This window comes from Synechococcus sp. PROS-U-1 (assembly GCF_014279755.1).
In the GTDB taxonomy this organism is placed as follows: Bacteria; Cyanobacteriota; Cyanobacteriia; order PCC-6307; family Cyanobiaceae; genus Parasynechococcus.
In genome coordinates this window covers 24,548-39,855 of sequence record NZ_CP047951.1, presented here as the reverse complement: position 1 = coordinate 39,855, position 15,308 = coordinate 24,548, and the positions used below count along the sequence as shown (strand labels likewise).

The 15,308-nt window shown below is 61.4% G+C and carries 19 protein-coding genes; 10 read left to right on the top strand and 9 right to left on the bottom strand.

Going from position 1 to position 15,308, the window contains the following annotated elements; all coding sequences use genetic code 11:
- Positions 1-10: 10 nt before the first annotated feature.
- Complete coding sequence (locus SynPROSU1_RS00195; RefSeq protein ID WP_186571024.1) at positions 11-409, top strand: DUF6554 family protein; 399 nt, start codon at positions 11-13, stop codon at positions 407-409.
- A gap of 10 nt (positions 410-419) precedes the next feature.
- Positions 420-791: a hypothetical protein gene (locus tag SynPROSU1_RS00190; protein ID WP_255444711.1), complete on the top strand. Its 372-nt coding sequence runs from the start codon at positions 420-422 to the stop codon at positions 789-791.
- Here SynPROSU1_RS00190 and SynPROSU1_RS00185 read toward each other — a convergent pair.
- Positions 746-2,350, bottom strand: coding sequence for a DEAD/DEAH box helicase (locus SynPROSU1_RS00185; protein WP_186572150.1), 1,605 nt, complete (start codon positions 2,348-2,350; stop codon positions 746-748). The two genes, SynPROSU1_RS00190 and SynPROSU1_RS00185, sit on opposite strands and share 46 nt — an antisense overlap.
- Positions 2,351-2,511: 161 nt before the next feature.
- Between SynPROSU1_RS00185 and SynPROSU1_RS00180 the strand changes: the two genes are divergently transcribed.
- Positions 2,512-2,907, top strand: coding sequence for an HNH endonuclease (locus SynPROSU1_RS00180; protein ID WP_186571023.1), 396 nt, complete (start codon positions 2,512-2,514; stop codon positions 2,905-2,907).
- 203 nt (positions 2,908-3,110) lie between these two features.
- Positions 3,111-4,064 (top strand): SDR family oxidoreductase, encoded by a 954-nt coding sequence (locus SynPROSU1_RS00175; RefSeq protein WP_186571022.1) that lies wholly within the window; start codon positions 3,111-3,113, stop codon positions 4,062-4,064.
- Here SynPROSU1_RS00175 and SynPROSU1_RS00170 read toward each other — a convergent pair.
- Positions 4,018-4,227: a hypothetical protein gene (locus tag SynPROSU1_RS00170; protein ID WP_255444710.1), complete on the bottom strand. Its 210-nt coding sequence runs from the start codon at positions 4,225-4,227 to the stop codon at positions 4,018-4,020. The genes SynPROSU1_RS00175 and SynPROSU1_RS00170 overlap by 47 nt on opposite strands.
- Here SynPROSU1_RS00170 and pdxA point away from each other — a divergent pair.
- Positions 4,208-5,224 carry a 4-hydroxythreonine-4-phosphate dehydrogenase PdxA gene (pdxA, locus tag SynPROSU1_RS00165; RefSeq protein WP_186571020.1) on the top strand — a complete coding sequence of 339 codons (1,017 nt, stop codon included), beginning with the start codon at positions 4,208-4,210 and terminating at the stop codon, positions 5,222-5,224. The genes SynPROSU1_RS00170 and pdxA overlap by 20 nt on opposite strands.
- A gap of 2 nt (positions 5,225-5,226) precedes the next feature.
- Here pdxA and accB read toward each other — a convergent pair whose 3' ends face one another.
- Together accB and efp are read right to left on the bottom strand one after the other, a co-directional pair.
- Entirely contained in the window at positions 5,227-5,703 is a 477-nt protein-coding gene (gene accB / locus SynPROSU1_RS00160; RefSeq protein ID WP_186571019.1) for an acetyl-CoA carboxylase biotin carboxyl carrier protein, read from the bottom strand.
- Entirely contained in the window at positions 5,700-6,263 is a 564-nt protein-coding gene (gene efp / locus SynPROSU1_RS00155; protein WP_115024733.1) for an elongation factor P, read from the bottom strand. The genes accB and efp overlap by 4 nt, the downstream gene beginning before the upstream one ends.
- A 65-nt stretch (positions 6,264-6,328) precedes the next feature.
- Between efp and SynPROSU1_RS00150 the strand changes: the two genes are divergently transcribed.
- Complete coding sequence (locus SynPROSU1_RS00150; protein ID WP_186572149.1) at positions 6,329-7,405, top strand: peptidylprolyl isomerase; 1,077 nt, start codon at positions 6,329-6,331, stop codon at positions 7,403-7,405.
- Positions 7,402-8,388 carry a thiamine-phosphate kinase gene (gene thiL, locus SynPROSU1_RS00145; protein WP_186571018.1) on the top strand — a complete coding sequence of 329 codons (987 nt, stop codon included), beginning with the start codon at positions 7,402-7,404 and terminating at the stop codon, positions 8,386-8,388. The genes SynPROSU1_RS00150 and thiL overlap by 4 nt, the downstream gene beginning before the upstream one ends.
- A gap of 68 nt (positions 8,389-8,456) precedes the next feature.
- Here thiL and gap read toward each other — a convergent pair whose 3' ends face one another.
- Positions 8,457-9,482 (bottom strand): type I glyceraldehyde-3-phosphate dehydrogenase, encoded by a 1,026-nt coding sequence (gene gap, locus SynPROSU1_RS00140; RefSeq protein ID WP_186571017.1) that lies wholly within the window; start codon positions 9,480-9,482, stop codon positions 8,457-8,459.
- Between the two features lie 160 nt (positions 9,483-9,642).
- Between gap and murC the strand changes: the two genes are divergently transcribed.
- From murC to SynPROSU1_RS00125, 3 genes are read left to right on the top strand one after another with little or no spacing between them, the layout of a single operon-like run.
- Entirely contained in the window at positions 9,643-11,052 is a 1,410-nt protein-coding gene (gene murC, locus SynPROSU1_RS00135; protein WP_186571016.1) for a UDP-N-acetylmuramate--L-alanine ligase, read from the top strand.
- A complete protein-coding gene (gene murB, locus SynPROSU1_RS00130) occupies positions 11,049-11,951 on the top strand; it encodes a UDP-N-acetylmuramate dehydrogenase (protein ID WP_186571015.1) in 903 nt (300 codons plus the stop codon). The genes murC and murB overlap by 4 nt, the downstream gene beginning before the upstream one ends.
- Before the next feature lie 24 nt (positions 11,952-11,975).
- Positions 11,976-12,317: a YbaB/EbfC family nucleoid-associated protein gene (locus SynPROSU1_RS00125; RefSeq protein ID WP_115024729.1), complete on the top strand. Its 342-nt coding sequence runs from the start codon at positions 11,976-11,978 to the stop codon at positions 12,315-12,317.
- On the opposite strand, the gene rsgA is transcribed toward SynPROSU1_RS00125, so the two are convergent.
- Genes rsgA through grpE form a run of 4 tightly spaced genes read right to left on the bottom strand, consistent with a single transcriptional unit; the run spans position 12,292 to position 15,218 of the window.
- The gene (rsgA, locus tag SynPROSU1_RS00120) at positions 12,292-13,206 is read right to left on the bottom strand and encodes a ribosome small subunit-dependent GTPase A (protein ID WP_186571014.1); all 915 of its coding nucleotides are present in this window, start codon (positions 13,204-13,206) and stop codon (positions 12,292-12,294) included. The genes SynPROSU1_RS00125 and rsgA overlap by 26 nt on opposite strands.
- Positions 13,199-13,426 carry a sulfurtransferase TusA family protein gene (locus SynPROSU1_RS00115; protein WP_186571013.1) on the bottom strand — a complete coding sequence of 76 codons (228 nt, stop codon included), beginning with the start codon at positions 13,424-13,426 and terminating at the stop codon, positions 13,199-13,201. Before SynPROSU1_RS00115 ends, rsgA begins: the two co-directional genes overlap by 8 nt.
- Positions 13,423-14,553, bottom strand: coding sequence for a molecular chaperone DnaJ (dnaJ, locus tag SynPROSU1_RS00110; RefSeq protein WP_186571012.1), 1,131 nt, complete (start codon positions 14,551-14,553; stop codon positions 13,423-13,425). The genes SynPROSU1_RS00115 and dnaJ overlap by 4 nt, the downstream gene beginning before the upstream one ends.
- Positions 14,553-15,218, bottom strand: a complete 666-nt coding sequence (grpE, locus tag SynPROSU1_RS00105) for a nucleotide exchange factor GrpE (protein ID WP_186571011.1) — start codon at positions 15,216-15,218, stop codon at positions 14,553-14,555. Before grpE ends, dnaJ begins: the two co-directional genes overlap by 1 nt.
- Between the last annotated feature and the right edge of the window lie 90 nt (positions 15,219-15,308).

Sequence of the window (15,308 nt, the reverse complement as noted above, 5' to 3'; positions counted from 1 at the left end):
AACCGTTGTCATGGGTCCCATCAGGTCATCGCTGGTTCTGTCCGCCGCGGCCCTGATTGGTGCTGTGTGGAGTGTCAGCCCCGCCGTGCGAGCGGCCGAATCCACCCAGGAAAAGGGTGCCAAGATCTATTGCTTCATGCGTTCCAGCGGCAACGATCACACCGTCAGCTGGAATGCTGCCTACGCCGTGATCAAACGCCAGGGCAGCGGCATGTTCAAGACATCCCCGGAGCATGCCTCGGTGATGATTACGGAAGCCGTCGTCAAGGACCCCGGCAATTTCCCCGACTGTGGCCAGTTCCTTGGTGATCTGTTCGGCGGGAAGACACAACCAGCCACCGCCGCCACCCTTGGAAACTCCTCATCTGTCAGCAACAGCGCAGAAGACACCACGCGCTACAGCTACTGATCCTTCAGGGGTGCTGGCTCTGGCTCTCCTGGCTGCTGTGCTGGTTTGTGGCTGCCAAGCGAAACAAACTTCTAAGCCTGGAGCAGCCGCAACACCACTGGTGACCAGTTGCCTCGGGAACTTCCAAATGGATGAGCTCCAGCAGATGGTCGAACGCTGTGATGAGGCCATCGACCAGACGCCGGATCAGGCCGACCTGCATCGAGACCGATCCCTTGTCTTGACCCTGCTTGGCGATCAAGCCAAAGCCTGCGATGACGTCAAGGTGGCGCTGGCCCTGCTAGAGCAATCCAGTCAGACGGTCGATCCGATGCTGCGGCACGAACTCGAGGTGCGTCAGACCACCTGCAAACAATCCCGGACCATGGCTGGCAGTGATTGACGTTGCAACGTCAACCGCCGGGGCCCAAGCAAAACCTCGATCCGTTCCGCCTTGCTGGCCAGCAAACCATCCACCAACTGATCCGCCACACCAAGCTGCAGCCAATGGCAGGTGAGGCCAGCCCCCATCCCCAGACGATGACATCGGTCTTCTGCTTGTTCGAGGTCCCCTGGCGTCCAAGGGCGTTCCAGCAACACCACATGACGGGCACGATGCAGGGTGAAGCCGAGAGCTCCGGTGCCATAGGTGGCCAGCAGACAATCGTTCTGACCCTGCTGAAACCGATCCACACTCTTCTGACGTTCGGCAGGCCGTTGGCGACCGGTCAACAACTCACCCCCGAGGGTTTGCTGCAACAGCTGCAACGGGGCCACAAAACCACTGAACAACACCACTGCCTCCCCTTGCCGACGCAGTGACTCCACCAGTTGCTGGGCCGCCGGCAACTTGAATTCAGCCGCGATCTGGCGCATGGACGTCAGCAGAGCCAAGGGCTCAGCATCCCGTCGAACCTCTCCGAGACGGGCCCGACGCCGGTAGTCATCCAGCACCAGCCCAACGCGATGGTCAAAGCCGGTGCATTCAGCCTCCGACAGAGCCACAGCTTGCAAACGTCGCTGCTTGGGAGGAAGGTCAACCACCTGCTGTTTGCGGCGGTGCAGGATCAAGGGGCGGCTCAGGCGCCGCAGCTCCTCCAGTTGACTGGAACCAGTCGCCTGCCAGCGCTTGCCGGATCGACTCTCCCGCCAGTGGCCCTGGCAATAACGCTCCTCGAACTGACGCTGATCCCGTGCAATCGGATGATCCATGGCAGCAAGCAAGGGATACAACTGGGAGGGTCGGCCGTTCTTCATGGGAGTTCCCGTGAGCATCCAGATCGCCCGCAGGCGGGGATGACGTGCCAGACGCAACAACGCAGCCGTGCGCTGCGCCTGAAGGGACTGGGCGTAATGCGCTTCATCCACCACCAGGAGCGTTCCCGCCGGCGGCAGCTTGTCGGGCAGACGAGCCCAACTCACCAACTCAAGACCAATCCCGAGGGCTTCTGATTCACGACGCCAGTGAGGATGCAGCCCGACGGGAGCCACCACAAGCAACCGCACCTCGGCGCAGCGCATCAAGGCACGGGCCGCCAAGAGGGCCGTGAGGGTTTTTCCCAGACCCATTTCATCGGCCAGAACGGCGCCGCGACGGGCCAGGAGCCAACGAGCCCCAGACCGTTGATGACGCAAGGGGCGACGGCCATCCTGCAGGGCTTGATCAAGATCCGCCGCGGCCACAAGCGTCCGATGGGGTGGCAAAGGTGGCAAGGGGTGCTGGCACCAGTCCAGCCACTCCTGCAGGGCGGAGCTGATGGGGAAACGTCGCCCAAGGGCCTGCTGAAGGGAGCCTGCTGCCGCCAAAGGGAAATCCCAGCCATGGCCTGGGCCGTTCCATCGGCCCCGGGGCTTGATTCGACGCAACTGGGACTGAGTGACTGCGTCAAACGGACTGATCACACGGATCAATCCGGCTGGAGAGAGGTCCAGATAACACGTCGGTGTGGGTTTTGGCGGCACCAACAGGCCCCCACAAACAATCACTTTAGTGAACTCAGATCGGCATGCAAGCCTCGAGATCAAGATTCACATCAGAGGCGGAGAAACCTTCGAAAGTGCAGCGCTCGACACATTGACTGGCTTTTCGTTCACGGCAGAATTACCACAACCGATGCATTCAGATGCATAACAGGGACGCGGTTTTTCTCGACGAACTCTGTCCCAAATTACGTGTCCGAAGATGGCGACAGTCACTTCACACTTTTACAGGAAAAAGTTGCATTTATTGCGGCAAACCTTCGGAATCAATTGATCACATTCATCCCCGAGCCAAGGGTGGATTAAGTGTGACCGAAAACTGTGTACCGGCCTGCTTGTCCTGCAATGGCCGCAAATCTGACGCCGATGTCTTCGACTGGTATCGGCGACAGCGCTTCTATGACCCACGTCGCGCCATGGCGATCCGCGCCTGGATGGATGGCGACCTCAGGCTGGCCCTGCGCCTACTCCAATGGGCGCAACCGGATCACCCCATCAGCGAACCAGACGACCTCCCGATCGCTGCCCAAGCAGCCTGAGGCCTACCAGACACGGCAAACATCAGAAGAGTGGTGCCTCTGGCAGATGGAGGCCTGAACACCAGGATCTTCGGGGGCCAGCACCACCGCACCGGCGAGCAAGGCAGCCGTCAAGATGGCTCGAAGGACAATGGCCCCGGAGCGCGAGCGATGGAGAGAAGACGACGTCACAACAGTACATTTGATCTAATACAGGTGTACTGATGCTTGCTGATCTTGTCAAGCGGTCTCAGCCGCTGGCATCTGACGCCAAGCTGCTCGTGCTGGGCGGTGGATACAGCGGACGTTGTCTGGCCAGCCTGGCCCGCTCCATGGGGACGCCGGTGCTCTGCACACGCCGCTCCCTCGATTCCGACGAGGCTGATCTGCTTTTCGACAGCGCCGGTGAGGACCATCTCGACCCTGATGCCTTACGAGGCGTCACCCATCTGGTCTGCACCATCCCACCCGATCGTGAGGGAAACGATCCGGTGTTGTCCAAGCTGCTTGGCACGCTGAGGAGCCTGCCCCTGCGTTGGGCGGGCTATCTCTCCACCACCGGGATCTATGGCGATCGTCAAGGCGGCTGGGTGTCGGAACAGGACGACCCAGCGCCGAAGCTGGACCGGAGCATCCGCCGCCTGAATTGCGAACAAGCCTGGCTGCACTCCGGTTTGCCGATCCAGATTCTGCGTTTACCAGGCATCTACGGCCCGGGACGGTCGGTTCTCAATGGATTGCAGCAAGGACGCGCCCGCTTGATCGAAAAACCCGACCAGGTGTTCTGCCGCATCCATGTCGAAGACATCGCTGGGGCCTGCTGGCATCTCATGCATCGCGCCGAGCAAGCACCTGACCCGTCCATGGACAACTGGACTGTGGTCAATGTGGTGGATGACCTCCCAGCCCCCACGACCGATTTATTGCGCCATGCCGCCGCATTGTTGGGCTGTGCCCTACCGCCGCTGGAGCAGTTCGACCAAATCGTGGAGAGCATGAGCCCGATGGCCCAGACGTTCTGGAGCGAAAACCGAAGGGTCAGCAATCACAGGCTCTGCCAAGAACTCGGCTATGGGTTATTGCATCCGAACTACCGCGTCGGGCTGCAGGATTGTCTGGACCAGGACAAACTCAATCCGACTGACCTGCGTTCCCCCCCTCGATCAACCAACGGTTGAGATCGAAGCCCTTGCCCTCCTCAGGCACGGGGAGCCCAACATCCTCAAGGAAGCGGGACCAATTCAGTTGGATCCAGCCATTGCGCAGACCCGAGGCCAATCCCACCAACAGACACCCGAGCAGCAGCAAACGCAGCACAGCGATGGGCCCCCACGATTCCACAAACCCTAGGCATGAGCTGGTGATCGCTCTCGGCGATCCCGCTGGAATTGGCATGGAGGTGGTGCTCAAAGCCCTGGCCTCGCCCGAGGTTCCCCACGGGCTCCAACCCCTGTTGGTGGGTTGCAAACGCAGTCTGATCCGAACCCACACACGACTACGCCAGCAATCAAACCTCCCACTCCCCGACCTCGCAGCGCTCAGGGTCGACGACCAACCGCTGCAGGGCATCGTTCATCCAGGACAACCCACCACCAGCGGAGCCGACGCCGGTTTTCACTGGCTCACCCGTGCCGTTGAACTGCTTCAGGCGCGGGGGTCACGCGCCCTGGTCACCGCCCCCATCGCCAAGCACCTTTGGCACGCGGCCGGCCATCGCTATCCCGGACAGACCGAACGCTTGGCGGAGCTGGCTGGCTGCCAACGTTCCTCAATGCTGTTCACCGCAGTTTCTCCAAGCAGCGGCTGGCGCCTGAACACCTTGCTGGCCACCACCCACATCCCCCTCAGCCAGATTCCTCAGGCGCTGACACCAGAGCTGATACGCCACAAACTGAATGTGCTGCATGACTTCTGTCGACGCTTCACGACCACACCACATCTGCGCGTCGCCGGGCTCAATCCCCATGCCGGCGAAGCAGGGCAGCTGGGCGACGAGGAAGCCACTTGGCTTCTTCCGCTGCTGGATCAATGGCGGGAGGAACATCCTCAGGTGCACCTGGAGGGTCCCGTTCCTCCTGACACCTGCTGGATCAGCGCCGCTCGTGCCTGGCAGGCCCCGGATCAGCAGGGGCCTGACGGGATCCTTGCCCTGTATCACGACCAGGGGCTCATTCCTGTGAAGTTGCTGGCTTTCGATGCAGCGGTGAACACCACCTTGGAACTGCCCTTCCTACGCACCTCTCCAGACCACGGCACAGCCTTCGACATTGCATCCCAAGGAATCGCGAGCCCCGACAGCACGACTGCAGCGATCAAGGCCGCCTGGGATCTGAGCTGAACTCAGACCGGCTTGACCCGCATCAGCACCTGCCCGAATTCAACAGGCGTGCCGTTATCCACAAGGATCTCGACCACTTCACCGCCGACCTCCGACTCCAGCTCGTTCATCAGCTTCATGGCTTCAAGGATGCAAACGGCCTGACCCACATTGATCCGAGTTCCCACCTCCACGAAGGGAGGCTCTCCGGGTGCAGGCGCGCGGTAGAAGGTGCCCACCATGGGGGCCGTCACCTCGAGCAGGTCACTCCGAGTTGCGGTGGACGCAGGGGGCGCGGACGCAGGCTCTGCTGAGGCAGCAACGGGCGCAGCTGCCGCGACAGGAGCGGGCATCACCGGCGCCATGACGGCCTGGGCCGGCAGGTTGCGTCTGATTTCCAGACGGAAGTCATCCCCCTCCAACCGGAATTCCTGAATGTCGCTCTCTCCGAGCGCCTCCAGCAAGCGGTGCAGTTGTTCGTGATCCAGCTGCATGGTCATCCGTTTTCGCGGCCGAGGTAACTGTCGTTGCGGGTGTCCACTTTGATCTTTTCTCCGACAGAAAGAAAGAGCGGAACCATCACTTGCGCTCCGGTCTCAAGAATGGCGGGCTTGGTGCCGCCCGTGGCGGTGTCGCCTTTAACGCCAGGGTCCGTTTCTTTGATTTCAAGAACAACGGAGTTGGGCAGTTCAACCTCAAGGGGGGTGTCGTTCCAGGACACCACGTTCACCTCCATGCCCTCTTTGAGGTATTTGCGACTCTCTCCAATCTGATTGGCACTGAGGCGGGTCTCCTCATAGGTGGCCATGTCCATGAAGACATAGTCCTCACCTTCCATGTAGGTGTGCTGGAGGGACGATTTCTCCAACATCGCCTGGGGCAGCATTTCCCCGGCGCGGAAGGTTTTCTCCACCACGTTGCCGGACTTCACCGCCTTCAGCTTGGTGCGCACGAAGGCAGATCCCTTGCCGGGCTTGACGTGCAAGAACTCGACCACACGCCAGACGGCCCCATCGATCTCAATCGTGGTGCCGGTGCGGAAGTCGTTACTGGAGATCATTCCCACCGAACGGTTCATCGGACTATACGGCTGTGCCAAAGTCCCGTCAGCACTGGGGTTCCCCCTTGGCCCATCAGCGTTTGAACGCCATCCTTGCTGCCCTGATCAGCTTTGCTCTGGTCACAATGGCTGCCCCTGCCTGGGCCGACTTGCCCCAAGGCAATGCTGTGAAAGACCCTGCCGCAATTCTCCGGGACGCGCTGCCGTTTGTTCAGGACGACATCCGCGAACTGCAGCATCGGCTGGAACTCACCAGCAACGATCTACGGGCCAAACGCTGGACGGCTCTTGGCAAGACGGTGTCCCGCAGTGAAGCGCTGCTCAACACCCGACGCGACACCATCGTGAGCGCGATCCCAGACGCGAAGCGCAGTCAGGCTGAAACACTGCTGCAAAGCGTGAATCAGGGTCTTGAAGACCTGAAGGACAAGGTCAAAGCCACTGACAAGCCGGGCTTCATCGCTGATCGACGCCGAACACTGCGCATCATTGGTGATGTGGAGGCCCTGCTGGTGCCCGACGACTTTGAACGGGAGATCCCCGCAGAATTCGATGCCCTACCCAGGCTGCAGGGGAGGGCAACCCTCAGCGTGAGCACCACCCAAGGGGAGCTGACCACCGTGGTGGATGGCTACAACGCCCCCCTCACCGCAGGTGCCTTCGTCGATCTCGCCCTCAAGGGCTTTTACGACGGGCTGCCCTTCATCCGGGCCGAGGACTTTTACGTGCTGCAGAGCGGTGATCCGGAAGGTCCGGAGATCGGCTACGTCGATCCGAAGACAAAGCAGGAGCGCCATGTTCCCCTGGAGATCCGCGTGCCCGGGGAAGACGACACGATCTACAACGAAACCTTTGAGGACGTGGGCCTGTTCAAGGCGACACCGACCCTCCCGTTTGCGACCCTTGGCACCCTCGGCTGGGCCCATTCGGACCAGGCCCTCGATGACGGATCCTCGCAGTTCTTCATGTTTCTCTACGAGGCGGAGCTCACCCCTGCTGGTCTGAACCTCGTGGATGGGCGCAATGCAGCCTTCGGCTATGTGGTGGATGGATTCGATGTTCTCGAGGAATTGGGCACCGATGACACGATCACTTCCGTGAAGGTGATCGAGGGAGCGGAGCAGCTCAAAGCCCACGCATGAGCCCAACCCTGGCGGAGCTGACTGAAGCTGAGCTGCTCAGGCGGCTGGCCCGCTTCGCTCCGCCCGATCAGCTCAGCGACGACACGGCGGCCCTGGCCGCCGATGCCCGGCCTCTGCTGATCAACACCGACGTCCTCGTGGACGGCATCCATTTCAGCGATGCGACCACGAGTGCAATGGACGTTGGTTGGCGTGCTGTTGCCGCCAATCTTTCTGACCTGGCAGCAAGTGGTGCCGTCGAAATCGAGGGAATCACCGTGGCTCTGGTCGCCCCAGGTTGCACCCGCTGGGACTGGGTGGACGGGGTGTATGAGGGCATCAGTGCCGCATTGGGGCAGTACGGCGGAATCCTTCTGGGCGGTGACTGCTCCAGGGGGGAGCAGAGGCTGCTCTCCATCACAGCCCTCGGCCGGCTCGGACCACTACGTCTCCATCGCAACGCCGCCCGCCCCGGTGATGTGCTCGTCAGCAGTGGTCCCCATGGGCTCAGCCGGCTGGGCCTCGCCCTGCTGCAAAACGACCCCAGCGTCCGTGACAGCGCTCTGACCGCGACCTTGAAGGACACTGCGATCGCAAGACACCGGCGACCGACACCTCGGCTGGACGACGTCCACCAGCTACTGGACTGCAAACCGGAGCATCTGCCCTGGCGGGCCGGGGGCACCGACAGCAGCGATGGACTTCTGTCAGCCGTCGCAGGACTCTGCAGCAGCAGCGGCTGTGGGGCACTCCTATGGAACGATCGGCTGCCCATGGCCGAAGGCTGGCCTGAAGGGCCGCAATGGACGGATTGGTGCCTCTCCGGAGGGGAGGATTTTGAACTGGTGCTGAGCCTTCCCGAGGCCTGGGCCGACGTCTGGCAGCAATGCGTCCCCAACAGCCGACGCTTCGGCCAAATCAATGATGAAGCGGACATCATCCGCTGGGCCCACAACCATGAGCGCGTGGAAGCAGGCGGATTTGATCACTTCAGCCAGCCCTGAACGAACAATCCAGAACCAAAAAAAATCCCCCCCATGGCGGGAGGGATTGAAAAGCGATCAGATGCCGATCACTTCCAGTTCTTGGCCACCACCTCGGCGAGATCAACAACACGCTGGCTGTAGCCCCACTCGTTGTCGTACCAGGCCAGGATCTTCACAGCCTTGTCACCCATGGCATAGGTGAGGTCCGCATCGAAAATGGTGGATTCGTTGGTGCCTGCGTAGTCGGTGGAGACCAGGGGCAGGTCGCTGTACTTGATGATCCCCTTCATCCCGTTCTCAGAAGCCTCTTTCATCACGGCTTTCACCTGCTCAACGGAAGCTCCCTTCGATGTTCCAAAGGTGAGGTCAACAGCCGACACGTTCGGGGTGGGGACGCGCATGGCGAAGCCGGTGAGCCTGCCCTTCACTTCGGGATAAACCAGGGCCACAGCCTTGGCAGCACCGGTGGTGGTGGGAACCATGTTCAGAGCCGCGGCACGAGCACGGCGCAGGTCACGGTGGCTGTTGTCCAGGATCCGCTGGTCGCCGGTGTAGCTGTGAATGGTGGTCATCAGACCCCACTCCATGCCGAAGTTCTGATCGAGAACTTTGACGATCGGAGCCAGGCAGTTGGTGGTGCAGCTGGCGTTGCTGAGGATGTCCCAGTCTTCGTGGCGGTACTGATCGTCGTTGACGCCCACCACGAAGGTGCCGACGCCGTCACCCTTGCCAGGGGCGGTGAGGATCACCTTCTTGGCACCAGCCTGGATGTGCATGCTGGCCTTCTCATCGGTGTTGAACACACCGGTGGACTCGATCACCAGGTCAACGCCCCACTCTTTCCAAGGGCAGTTGAGGGGATTGCGGTCAGCGAAGAACTTGTTCTCCTTGCCGTTGACGAACATCGAGCTGTCCGTGGTCTTGATGTCCACGGAAGGATCCAGACGCCCAAGGATGGAGTCGTAGGTCAGCAGGTGAGCGCTGGTGGCAGGGTCGGAAGTGGAGTTCATCCCAACGATCTCCAGGCCGGTGTCAGCGCCCCGGCTGATCCAACCGCGCAGAACATTGCGACCGATCCGGCCGAATCCATTGATCGCAACGCGCAGGGTCATGGAAGAAGCGGCAAAGCCGCGCAGGGGTTTTGGCCGCAGATCATACAGAAATCGGCAGAAATACCTTGTTTTGCGTCGATTGAATCGGCTCGATCCGTCCCTCAGATCGGCAGACAAGCGGCGGCAACTGGCCTATCTTTCCCCAGATTGAAGCCCTCAGTTGCCGCGCCTGCTCGACCGTCAGACACCAGTCCACTTCATCGGTGTCGGCGGAATTGGCATGTCGGCCTTGGCTCGGATTCTGATCGACCGCGGTCATCCAGTCAGCGGCTCGGACCCGCGCGATAACGCAACAACACAACAACTGAAGACCCTCGGGGTGAAGGTCTTCCGACAGCAAGACGAGACCTGTATTGACGCCGTCACGGGATCGTCAAACGCTGTTTCGCCCGTGGTGGTGATCAGCACTGCGATCCCCGAGAGCAATCGGGAGCTCCAACGTGCCCGGCAGCAAGGCCTAGAGATCTGGCATCGTTCCGATCTTCTGGCGGCACTGATCGAGCAGCAACCCTCGATCGCTGTGGCCGGCAGCCACGGCAAAACCACCACCAGCACCTTGATCACCACCTTGCTGCTGGAGGCCGATCAAGACCCGACCGCTGTCATTGGCGGCATCGTTCCTCGCCTCGGCAGCAATGGCCACGCCGGCCAGGGGAAACTGCTTGTGGCGGAGGCGGATGAATCCGACGGATCCCTGGTGAAGTTCAGCCCCAGCCTGGGCGTGATCACCAACTTGGAGCTGGATCACACCGATCACTACACCAGTCTCGACGATCTGATCTCAACCCTTCAGCGCTTCGCGAACGGTTGTGAACGTGTGCTGGCCAATCACGATTGTCCGATCCTGCAGGAACACTTCCAGCCGACCGCCTGGTGGTCCAATCAGAGCGCTGAATCCGTTGACTTCGCCGCCCTGCCCTTGAGCCTTGAAGGCGATCGCTGTGTGGCGCGTTTCTACGAATTGGGCCGTCCCATCGGCGACTTCACCCTGCCGATGGCCGGGCTGCACAACCTGAGCAATGCAACCGGTGCCCTGGCGGCCTGCCGGATGGAAGGACTCCCCTTTGATCAATTGGTGAAGGGACTCGCTGGCCTGAAAGCACCAGGACGCCGATTTGATCTTCGGGGTACCTGGAAGGGCCGTCACATCGTTGACGATTACGCCCACCATCCCAGTGAGGTGAAAGCGACTCTGGAGATGGCTCGCCTGATGGTGAGCAGTGGCCGCAGTCCGCTACCCACAGCACCACAACGGGTGCTGGCAGTGTTCCAGCCCCATCGCTACAGCCGCACCCAGCAGTTTCTCGACGCCTTTGCTGAGGCATTGCAGAACTGTGATCTGCTGCTGCTGGCGCCCGTCTATTCCGCAGGGGAGCAACCCCTGAACGGCATCTGCAGCAAGGCCCTGGCGGAACGGGTCCTCAGCCTGAAGCCTGATCTCCAGATCGCCGTCGCTGACAACCTCGACGACCTCACCGACCTGGTGATGAAGCACAGCCGAAAAGAGGATCTCGTTCTGGCGATGGGTGCTGGCGATGTGAATGGACTGTGGTCCAGGCTGACGTCATGACCCGATGCGATGCCCGCCTCCCCCAGGCCGGAGCAAGCCTTGCGGAGTTCACCACGTGGCGGGTAGGAGGCGCCGCCGAATGGCTTGCGGAACCCGTCAGCCTCGACGAGACCCAGGCCTGGATCCAATGGGCCACGCAACAGGGGATGCCATGCCGCGTCATCGGTGCTGGGTCGAATCTGCTGATTCACGATGACGGCTTGCCAGGACTCTCGCTCTGTCTCCGCAAACTTCAGGGGCTGGAGTTCGATCCAACCGATGGGACCGTTGAAGTCCTCGCCGGTGAACCGATCCCATCGCTGGCGCGACGGGCTGCTCGCGCTGGACTGCACGGCCTCGAATGGTCGGTTGGCATCCCAGGGACCGCAGGCGGTGCCGCTGTCATGAATGCAGGAGCCCAGGGAGGCTGCACAGCGGAATGGTTGGAATCGGTGCGGGTCATGCCCCTGGATGGGGGCGAGTGCTTTGAACTTCAACGCGATCAACTGGACTTCGCTTACCGCCACAGCCGTCTCCAGGACAACGACCTTGTGGTGTTGTCAGCGCGGTTCCGACTTGAGCCCGGTCACGATCCGACTGAACTCAAGCGGGTCACCAGCGCAAATCTCAGCCATCGCACCACCACGCAGCCCTACCAGCAACCCAGCTGCGGCAGCGTCTTTCGCAATCCCGAACCCCTCAAAGCCGGACGGCTGATCGAAGAGCAGGGGCTGAAAGGAACACGCATCGGCGGGGCAGAAATCTCAACCATGCATGCCAATTTCATCGTCAACACCGGTGACGCCCAAGCGGACGACATCGTCCGGCTGATTCAACTGGTGCAGGACCGCGTGGAAGCCGAGCACGGAATCCGTCTTCACACCGAAGTGAAACGCCTGGGATTCGCTTCCACGACTTAACCTTCCGACTCCTACAGAATCGCCATGGCAGGCTTCGGACTCCCCAATTTCGGTCAGCTCACCGAAGCCTTCAAGAAGGCCCAGGAGATTCAGCAGAACGCTCAGGCTCTGCAGGACGAACTGGATGGGATGGAGATCGAAGGCCAGAGCAACGATGGCCGCGCCAGCGTGTGGCTGTCTGGCAACCAGCAACCGCTGCGGGTTCGGTTGGACCCAGCCCTGCTGCAGGAGGGTCAACAGGCGAGCGAAGCAGCCACCCTGGAAGCCCTGCAGGCGGCCTATGAGCAATCCACCGCCACGATGAAGGGCCGCATGGAAGAACTCACCGGTGGCCTGAACCTCAACCTCCCCGGGATGGGCGGCTGAGGCTGCTCTGTTCAGTCAACGCAGCCATGTAGAGCGGATAGCGCTCCCAGTCGCTGGACACGCCGCAGCCGGGCTCGCCGCGATGCAGGCAATCGCGGAAACGGCAAGGCCAGGGATCGAGTTGCTTCCTGAGCTCCGGAAACAAGATCGCCAGTTCCTGGGGATCGTCTGGGAGATCAGGACGATTGAAACCGGGGGTATCGGCCACTCGCGCGCTGGGCCCCAGAGGAAACAGCTCCACGTGGCGGGTGGTATGGCGACCGCGCTGCAAGCGTCCGGACACCGCAGCCGTACGAAGTTGAAGATCGGGACGCAGATGGTTCAACAGGCTGCTTTTGCCCACTCCGGAGGGCCCGCAGAGCACCGACAGCTCCGCAGCAGCCAAGCGTTGCCGTAAGGCATCCATCCCCAATCCAGAGGGACTGCAGAGCGCCAGCGGGTCATACCCCCAGCCCTTCAACCGGGTCATGAGCCGCTCGAGAGCTGCGGGAGAGATCAGGTCTGTCTTCGTCAGCAAAAGGATCACATCCAGTCCCGTCCGTTCCGCCGTCAACAGGAAGCGACTGGCCTGATCAGGGTCAAACGTGGGCTGCTCTACAGCCAACACCACAGCGACCAAGGAGACATTGGCCACCGGTGGCCGTGACAGAAAGCTGTGACGTGGCTCCACGTCTGCCACGACAGCTCGAGCCTGGCCTGGATCAATCGCCTCGACGCGAACCCGGTCACCCACATGAACCGCTGCTCCCCGATGGGTCAGGCGGGTGCGGCGCGTACAGAGCAGTCGCCCTGGGCATCCGGCAGGTGCGGCATCCAGCTCGACCTCCAGGTAGTTGGCCTGAAGCGCCACCACGATTCCTGAAGCCTCAGAGCTGCTGATGTCAGCCACCACAGATCACCTCGATGGTGACCGCATCCGGCGTTTGATCAACACACTGAACACGGTGACCGGCATCCCTCAAGCCTGGGAGAACCATGGCCTCCGGCTCACCCCGGTCGAGGCAGACCTCCAGGCAGTCACCGGCACTCATCTGCTCGAGGGTGAGCTTGCAACGAATGAAATTCACAGGACAGGGCGTTCCCCGCAGATCCAGGGAACGCCGGCTCATCCCTTCTGACCAAACAAGCGAGCGAATAACCCACTGTTGTGATGGTGGTGCTGCTTGCCGCGAGCGGAATGGTGACCCGCCAGCTGTTCCAGAAGGTCCCGCTCCGTATCGCTGAGCCGCTTCGGAAGGTCCACGGTCACCGTCACGCGCTGATCACCCCGCGCCACAGGATTCCCGAGCTTGGGAATGCCCAGGTTCGGCAGGGTGAGCACCGTGCCGGGCTGGGTGCCGGCGGGGATGTCCAGCTCCTTGCTGCCATCCACGGTCTCCACCTCGATGGTGTCGCCGAGAATCGCCTGGAGATAGCTCACCTTGACCTCCGCAAAGATGTTCAGACCGTCCCGCTGGAGGCGTGGGTGATTGCGAACAGTGAGAAAGACATACAGGTCCCCGGACGGGCCTCCCCGCGGTCCAGCATTGCCTTCACCGGAGACCCGAAGCCGTGTTCCGGTATCCACGCCGGCAGGAATGTTGATCCGCAGTTTCTTGCGCACCTGTTTGACGCCCTGGCCACCACAAGACCCACAGGGATCCGCAATCACCTGACCCGTCCCACCACAGGTGGGACATTCAGCGACCTGAGTGAAGCTGCCGAAGGGGGTCCGGGTGGCACGGCGTACCTGCCCCGCACCACCACAGGTCCCGCAGGTGGTGGGTCCACTGCCCGCCTTGGCACCACTGCCTCCGCAGGTGTCGCAAGTCTCCAGATGCGGAATCTTGATCTCCTGCTCCTGACCAAAAACCGCCTGCTCGAAATCGATCGTCAGGTCGTAACGCAGGTCATCCCCTTGCTGGGGTCCCTGACGCCGCGGCCGACCACCACCACCGGGTCCGCCGAAACCCTGAAAAAACGTCTCAAACAGATCAGCAAACCCGCCCATGTCACCCATGTCCGGGGCGCCGGCGGCACCACCGAGACCGGCTTCACCAAACTGGTCATAACGGGCCCGGGTCTGCGGATCACTCAGCACCTCATAAGCACGACCAATTTCCTTGAAACGGTCCTCAGCACCGGGGTCTTTGTTGATGTCGGGGTGGTACTGACGCGCCATGCGTCGATAAGCCTGCTTAAGGCTGTCGGGATCCACATCCCGACTGACGCCGAGCAGGTCATAGAAGTCGGCCATCAGGCCTCCTCCGTCGTCTGATCCGATGCGGCCTCAACAGGCGCTGCATCGGACGGTCCAGGACCCATCGACACTTTCACCATCGCGTGGCGCAACACACGGCCATCGCGGTGATAACCGCGCTGGAGCTCCTCACACACCACATCCTCGACGAACTCAGTGCTTTCCTCCCGCAACACGGCCTCATGCAAGTTCGGATCGAACTCCTGGCCGACCACCTCCATCCGTGCCACCCCTTGCTGCTTCAGCACATCCACCAGTTGTTTGTAGAGACCCTGATAACTGCGATGCAGCGCCTGGGCCTCCTCACCTTCAGGATTCAGCTGCTGACGGGCCCGTTCAAAGTTGTCGACGACCGGAAGAATTTCGGTAAGCGTCGAACAGACCAGCTGCTGACGCATGTCGTCTTGATCACGACTCTGTCGCTTGCGGAAATTGTCGAAATCCGCCGCAATGCGCATGTATTGGCTGTTGAGCGTCTCGTGCTCCTGCTTCAGGGTGCTCAGCTCCTGCTCCAGTTGCTGCATCCGTTCCGCCGGGTCCACCGCTGCGGGAGCCTGATCAGAGGTCGCCTCTGGCGCATCCGGAGCTGACTCCGGCGTGGCTGGAACAGCACCGGATGCAACGGTCTGATCCTGCTCTGGGGTGGAGGCGTCGCCGCTCATGCTGACCACTCAGGGATTGCTGCCTAGACATGTTGAAGGGCAACGCTCACCTCCCACAAGCTGCGGAAGCCCGCACCTCTGGATCAGCCC

Excerpts from the sequence above, each read along its gene's own strand:
- pdxA (WP_186571020.1), top strand. The coding sequence starts at position 4,208 with ATGGGCCCCCACGATTCCACAAACCCTAGGCATGAGCTGGTGATCGCT.
- SynPROSU1_RS00125 (WP_115024729.1), top strand. The coding sequence starts at position 11,976 with ATGGCAGGCTTCGGACTCCCCAATTTCGGTCAGCTCACCGAAGCCTTC.
- murB (WP_186571015.1), top strand. The coding sequence starts at position 11,049 with ATGACCCGATGCGATGCCCGCCTCCCCCAGGCCGGAGCAAGCCTTGCG.
- accB (WP_186571019.1), bottom strand. The coding sequence starts at position 5,703 with ATGACCATGCAGCTGGATCACGAACAACTGCACCGCTTGCTGGAGGCG.
- efp (WP_115024733.1), bottom strand. The coding sequence starts at position 6,263 with ATGATCTCCAGTAACGACTTCCGCACCGGCACCACGATTGAGATCGAT.
- thiL (WP_186571018.1), top strand. The coding sequence starts at position 7,402 with ATGAGCCCAACCCTGGCGGAGCTGACTGAAGCTGAGCTGCTCAGGCGG.
- SynPROSU1_RS00175 (WP_186571022.1), top strand. The coding sequence starts at position 3,111 with ATGCTTGCTGATCTTGTCAAGCGGTCTCAGCCGCTGGCATCTGACGCC.
- dnaJ (WP_186571012.1), bottom strand. The coding sequence starts at position 14,553 with ATGGCCGACTTCTATGACCTGCTCGGCGTCAGTCGGGATGTGGATCCC.
- SynPROSU1_RS00115 (WP_186571013.1), bottom strand. The coding sequence starts at position 13,426 with ATGAGCCGGCGTTCCCTGGATCTGCGGGGAACGCCCTGTCCTGTGAAT.
- SynPROSU1_RS00195 (WP_186571024.1), top strand. The coding sequence starts at position 11 with ATGGGTCCCATCAGGTCATCGCTGGTTCTGTCCGCCGCGGCCCTGATT.
- grpE (WP_186571011.1), bottom strand. The coding sequence starts at position 15,218 with ATGAGCGGCGACGCCTCCACCCCAGAGCAGGATCAGACCGTTGCATCC.
- SynPROSU1_RS00180 (WP_186571023.1), top strand. The coding sequence starts at position 2,512 with ATGCATAACAGGGACGCGGTTTTTCTCGACGAACTCTGTCCCAAATTA.
- gap (WP_186571017.1), bottom strand. The coding sequence starts at position 9,482 with ATGACCCTGCGCGTTGCGATCAATGGATTCGGCCGGATCGGTCGCAAT.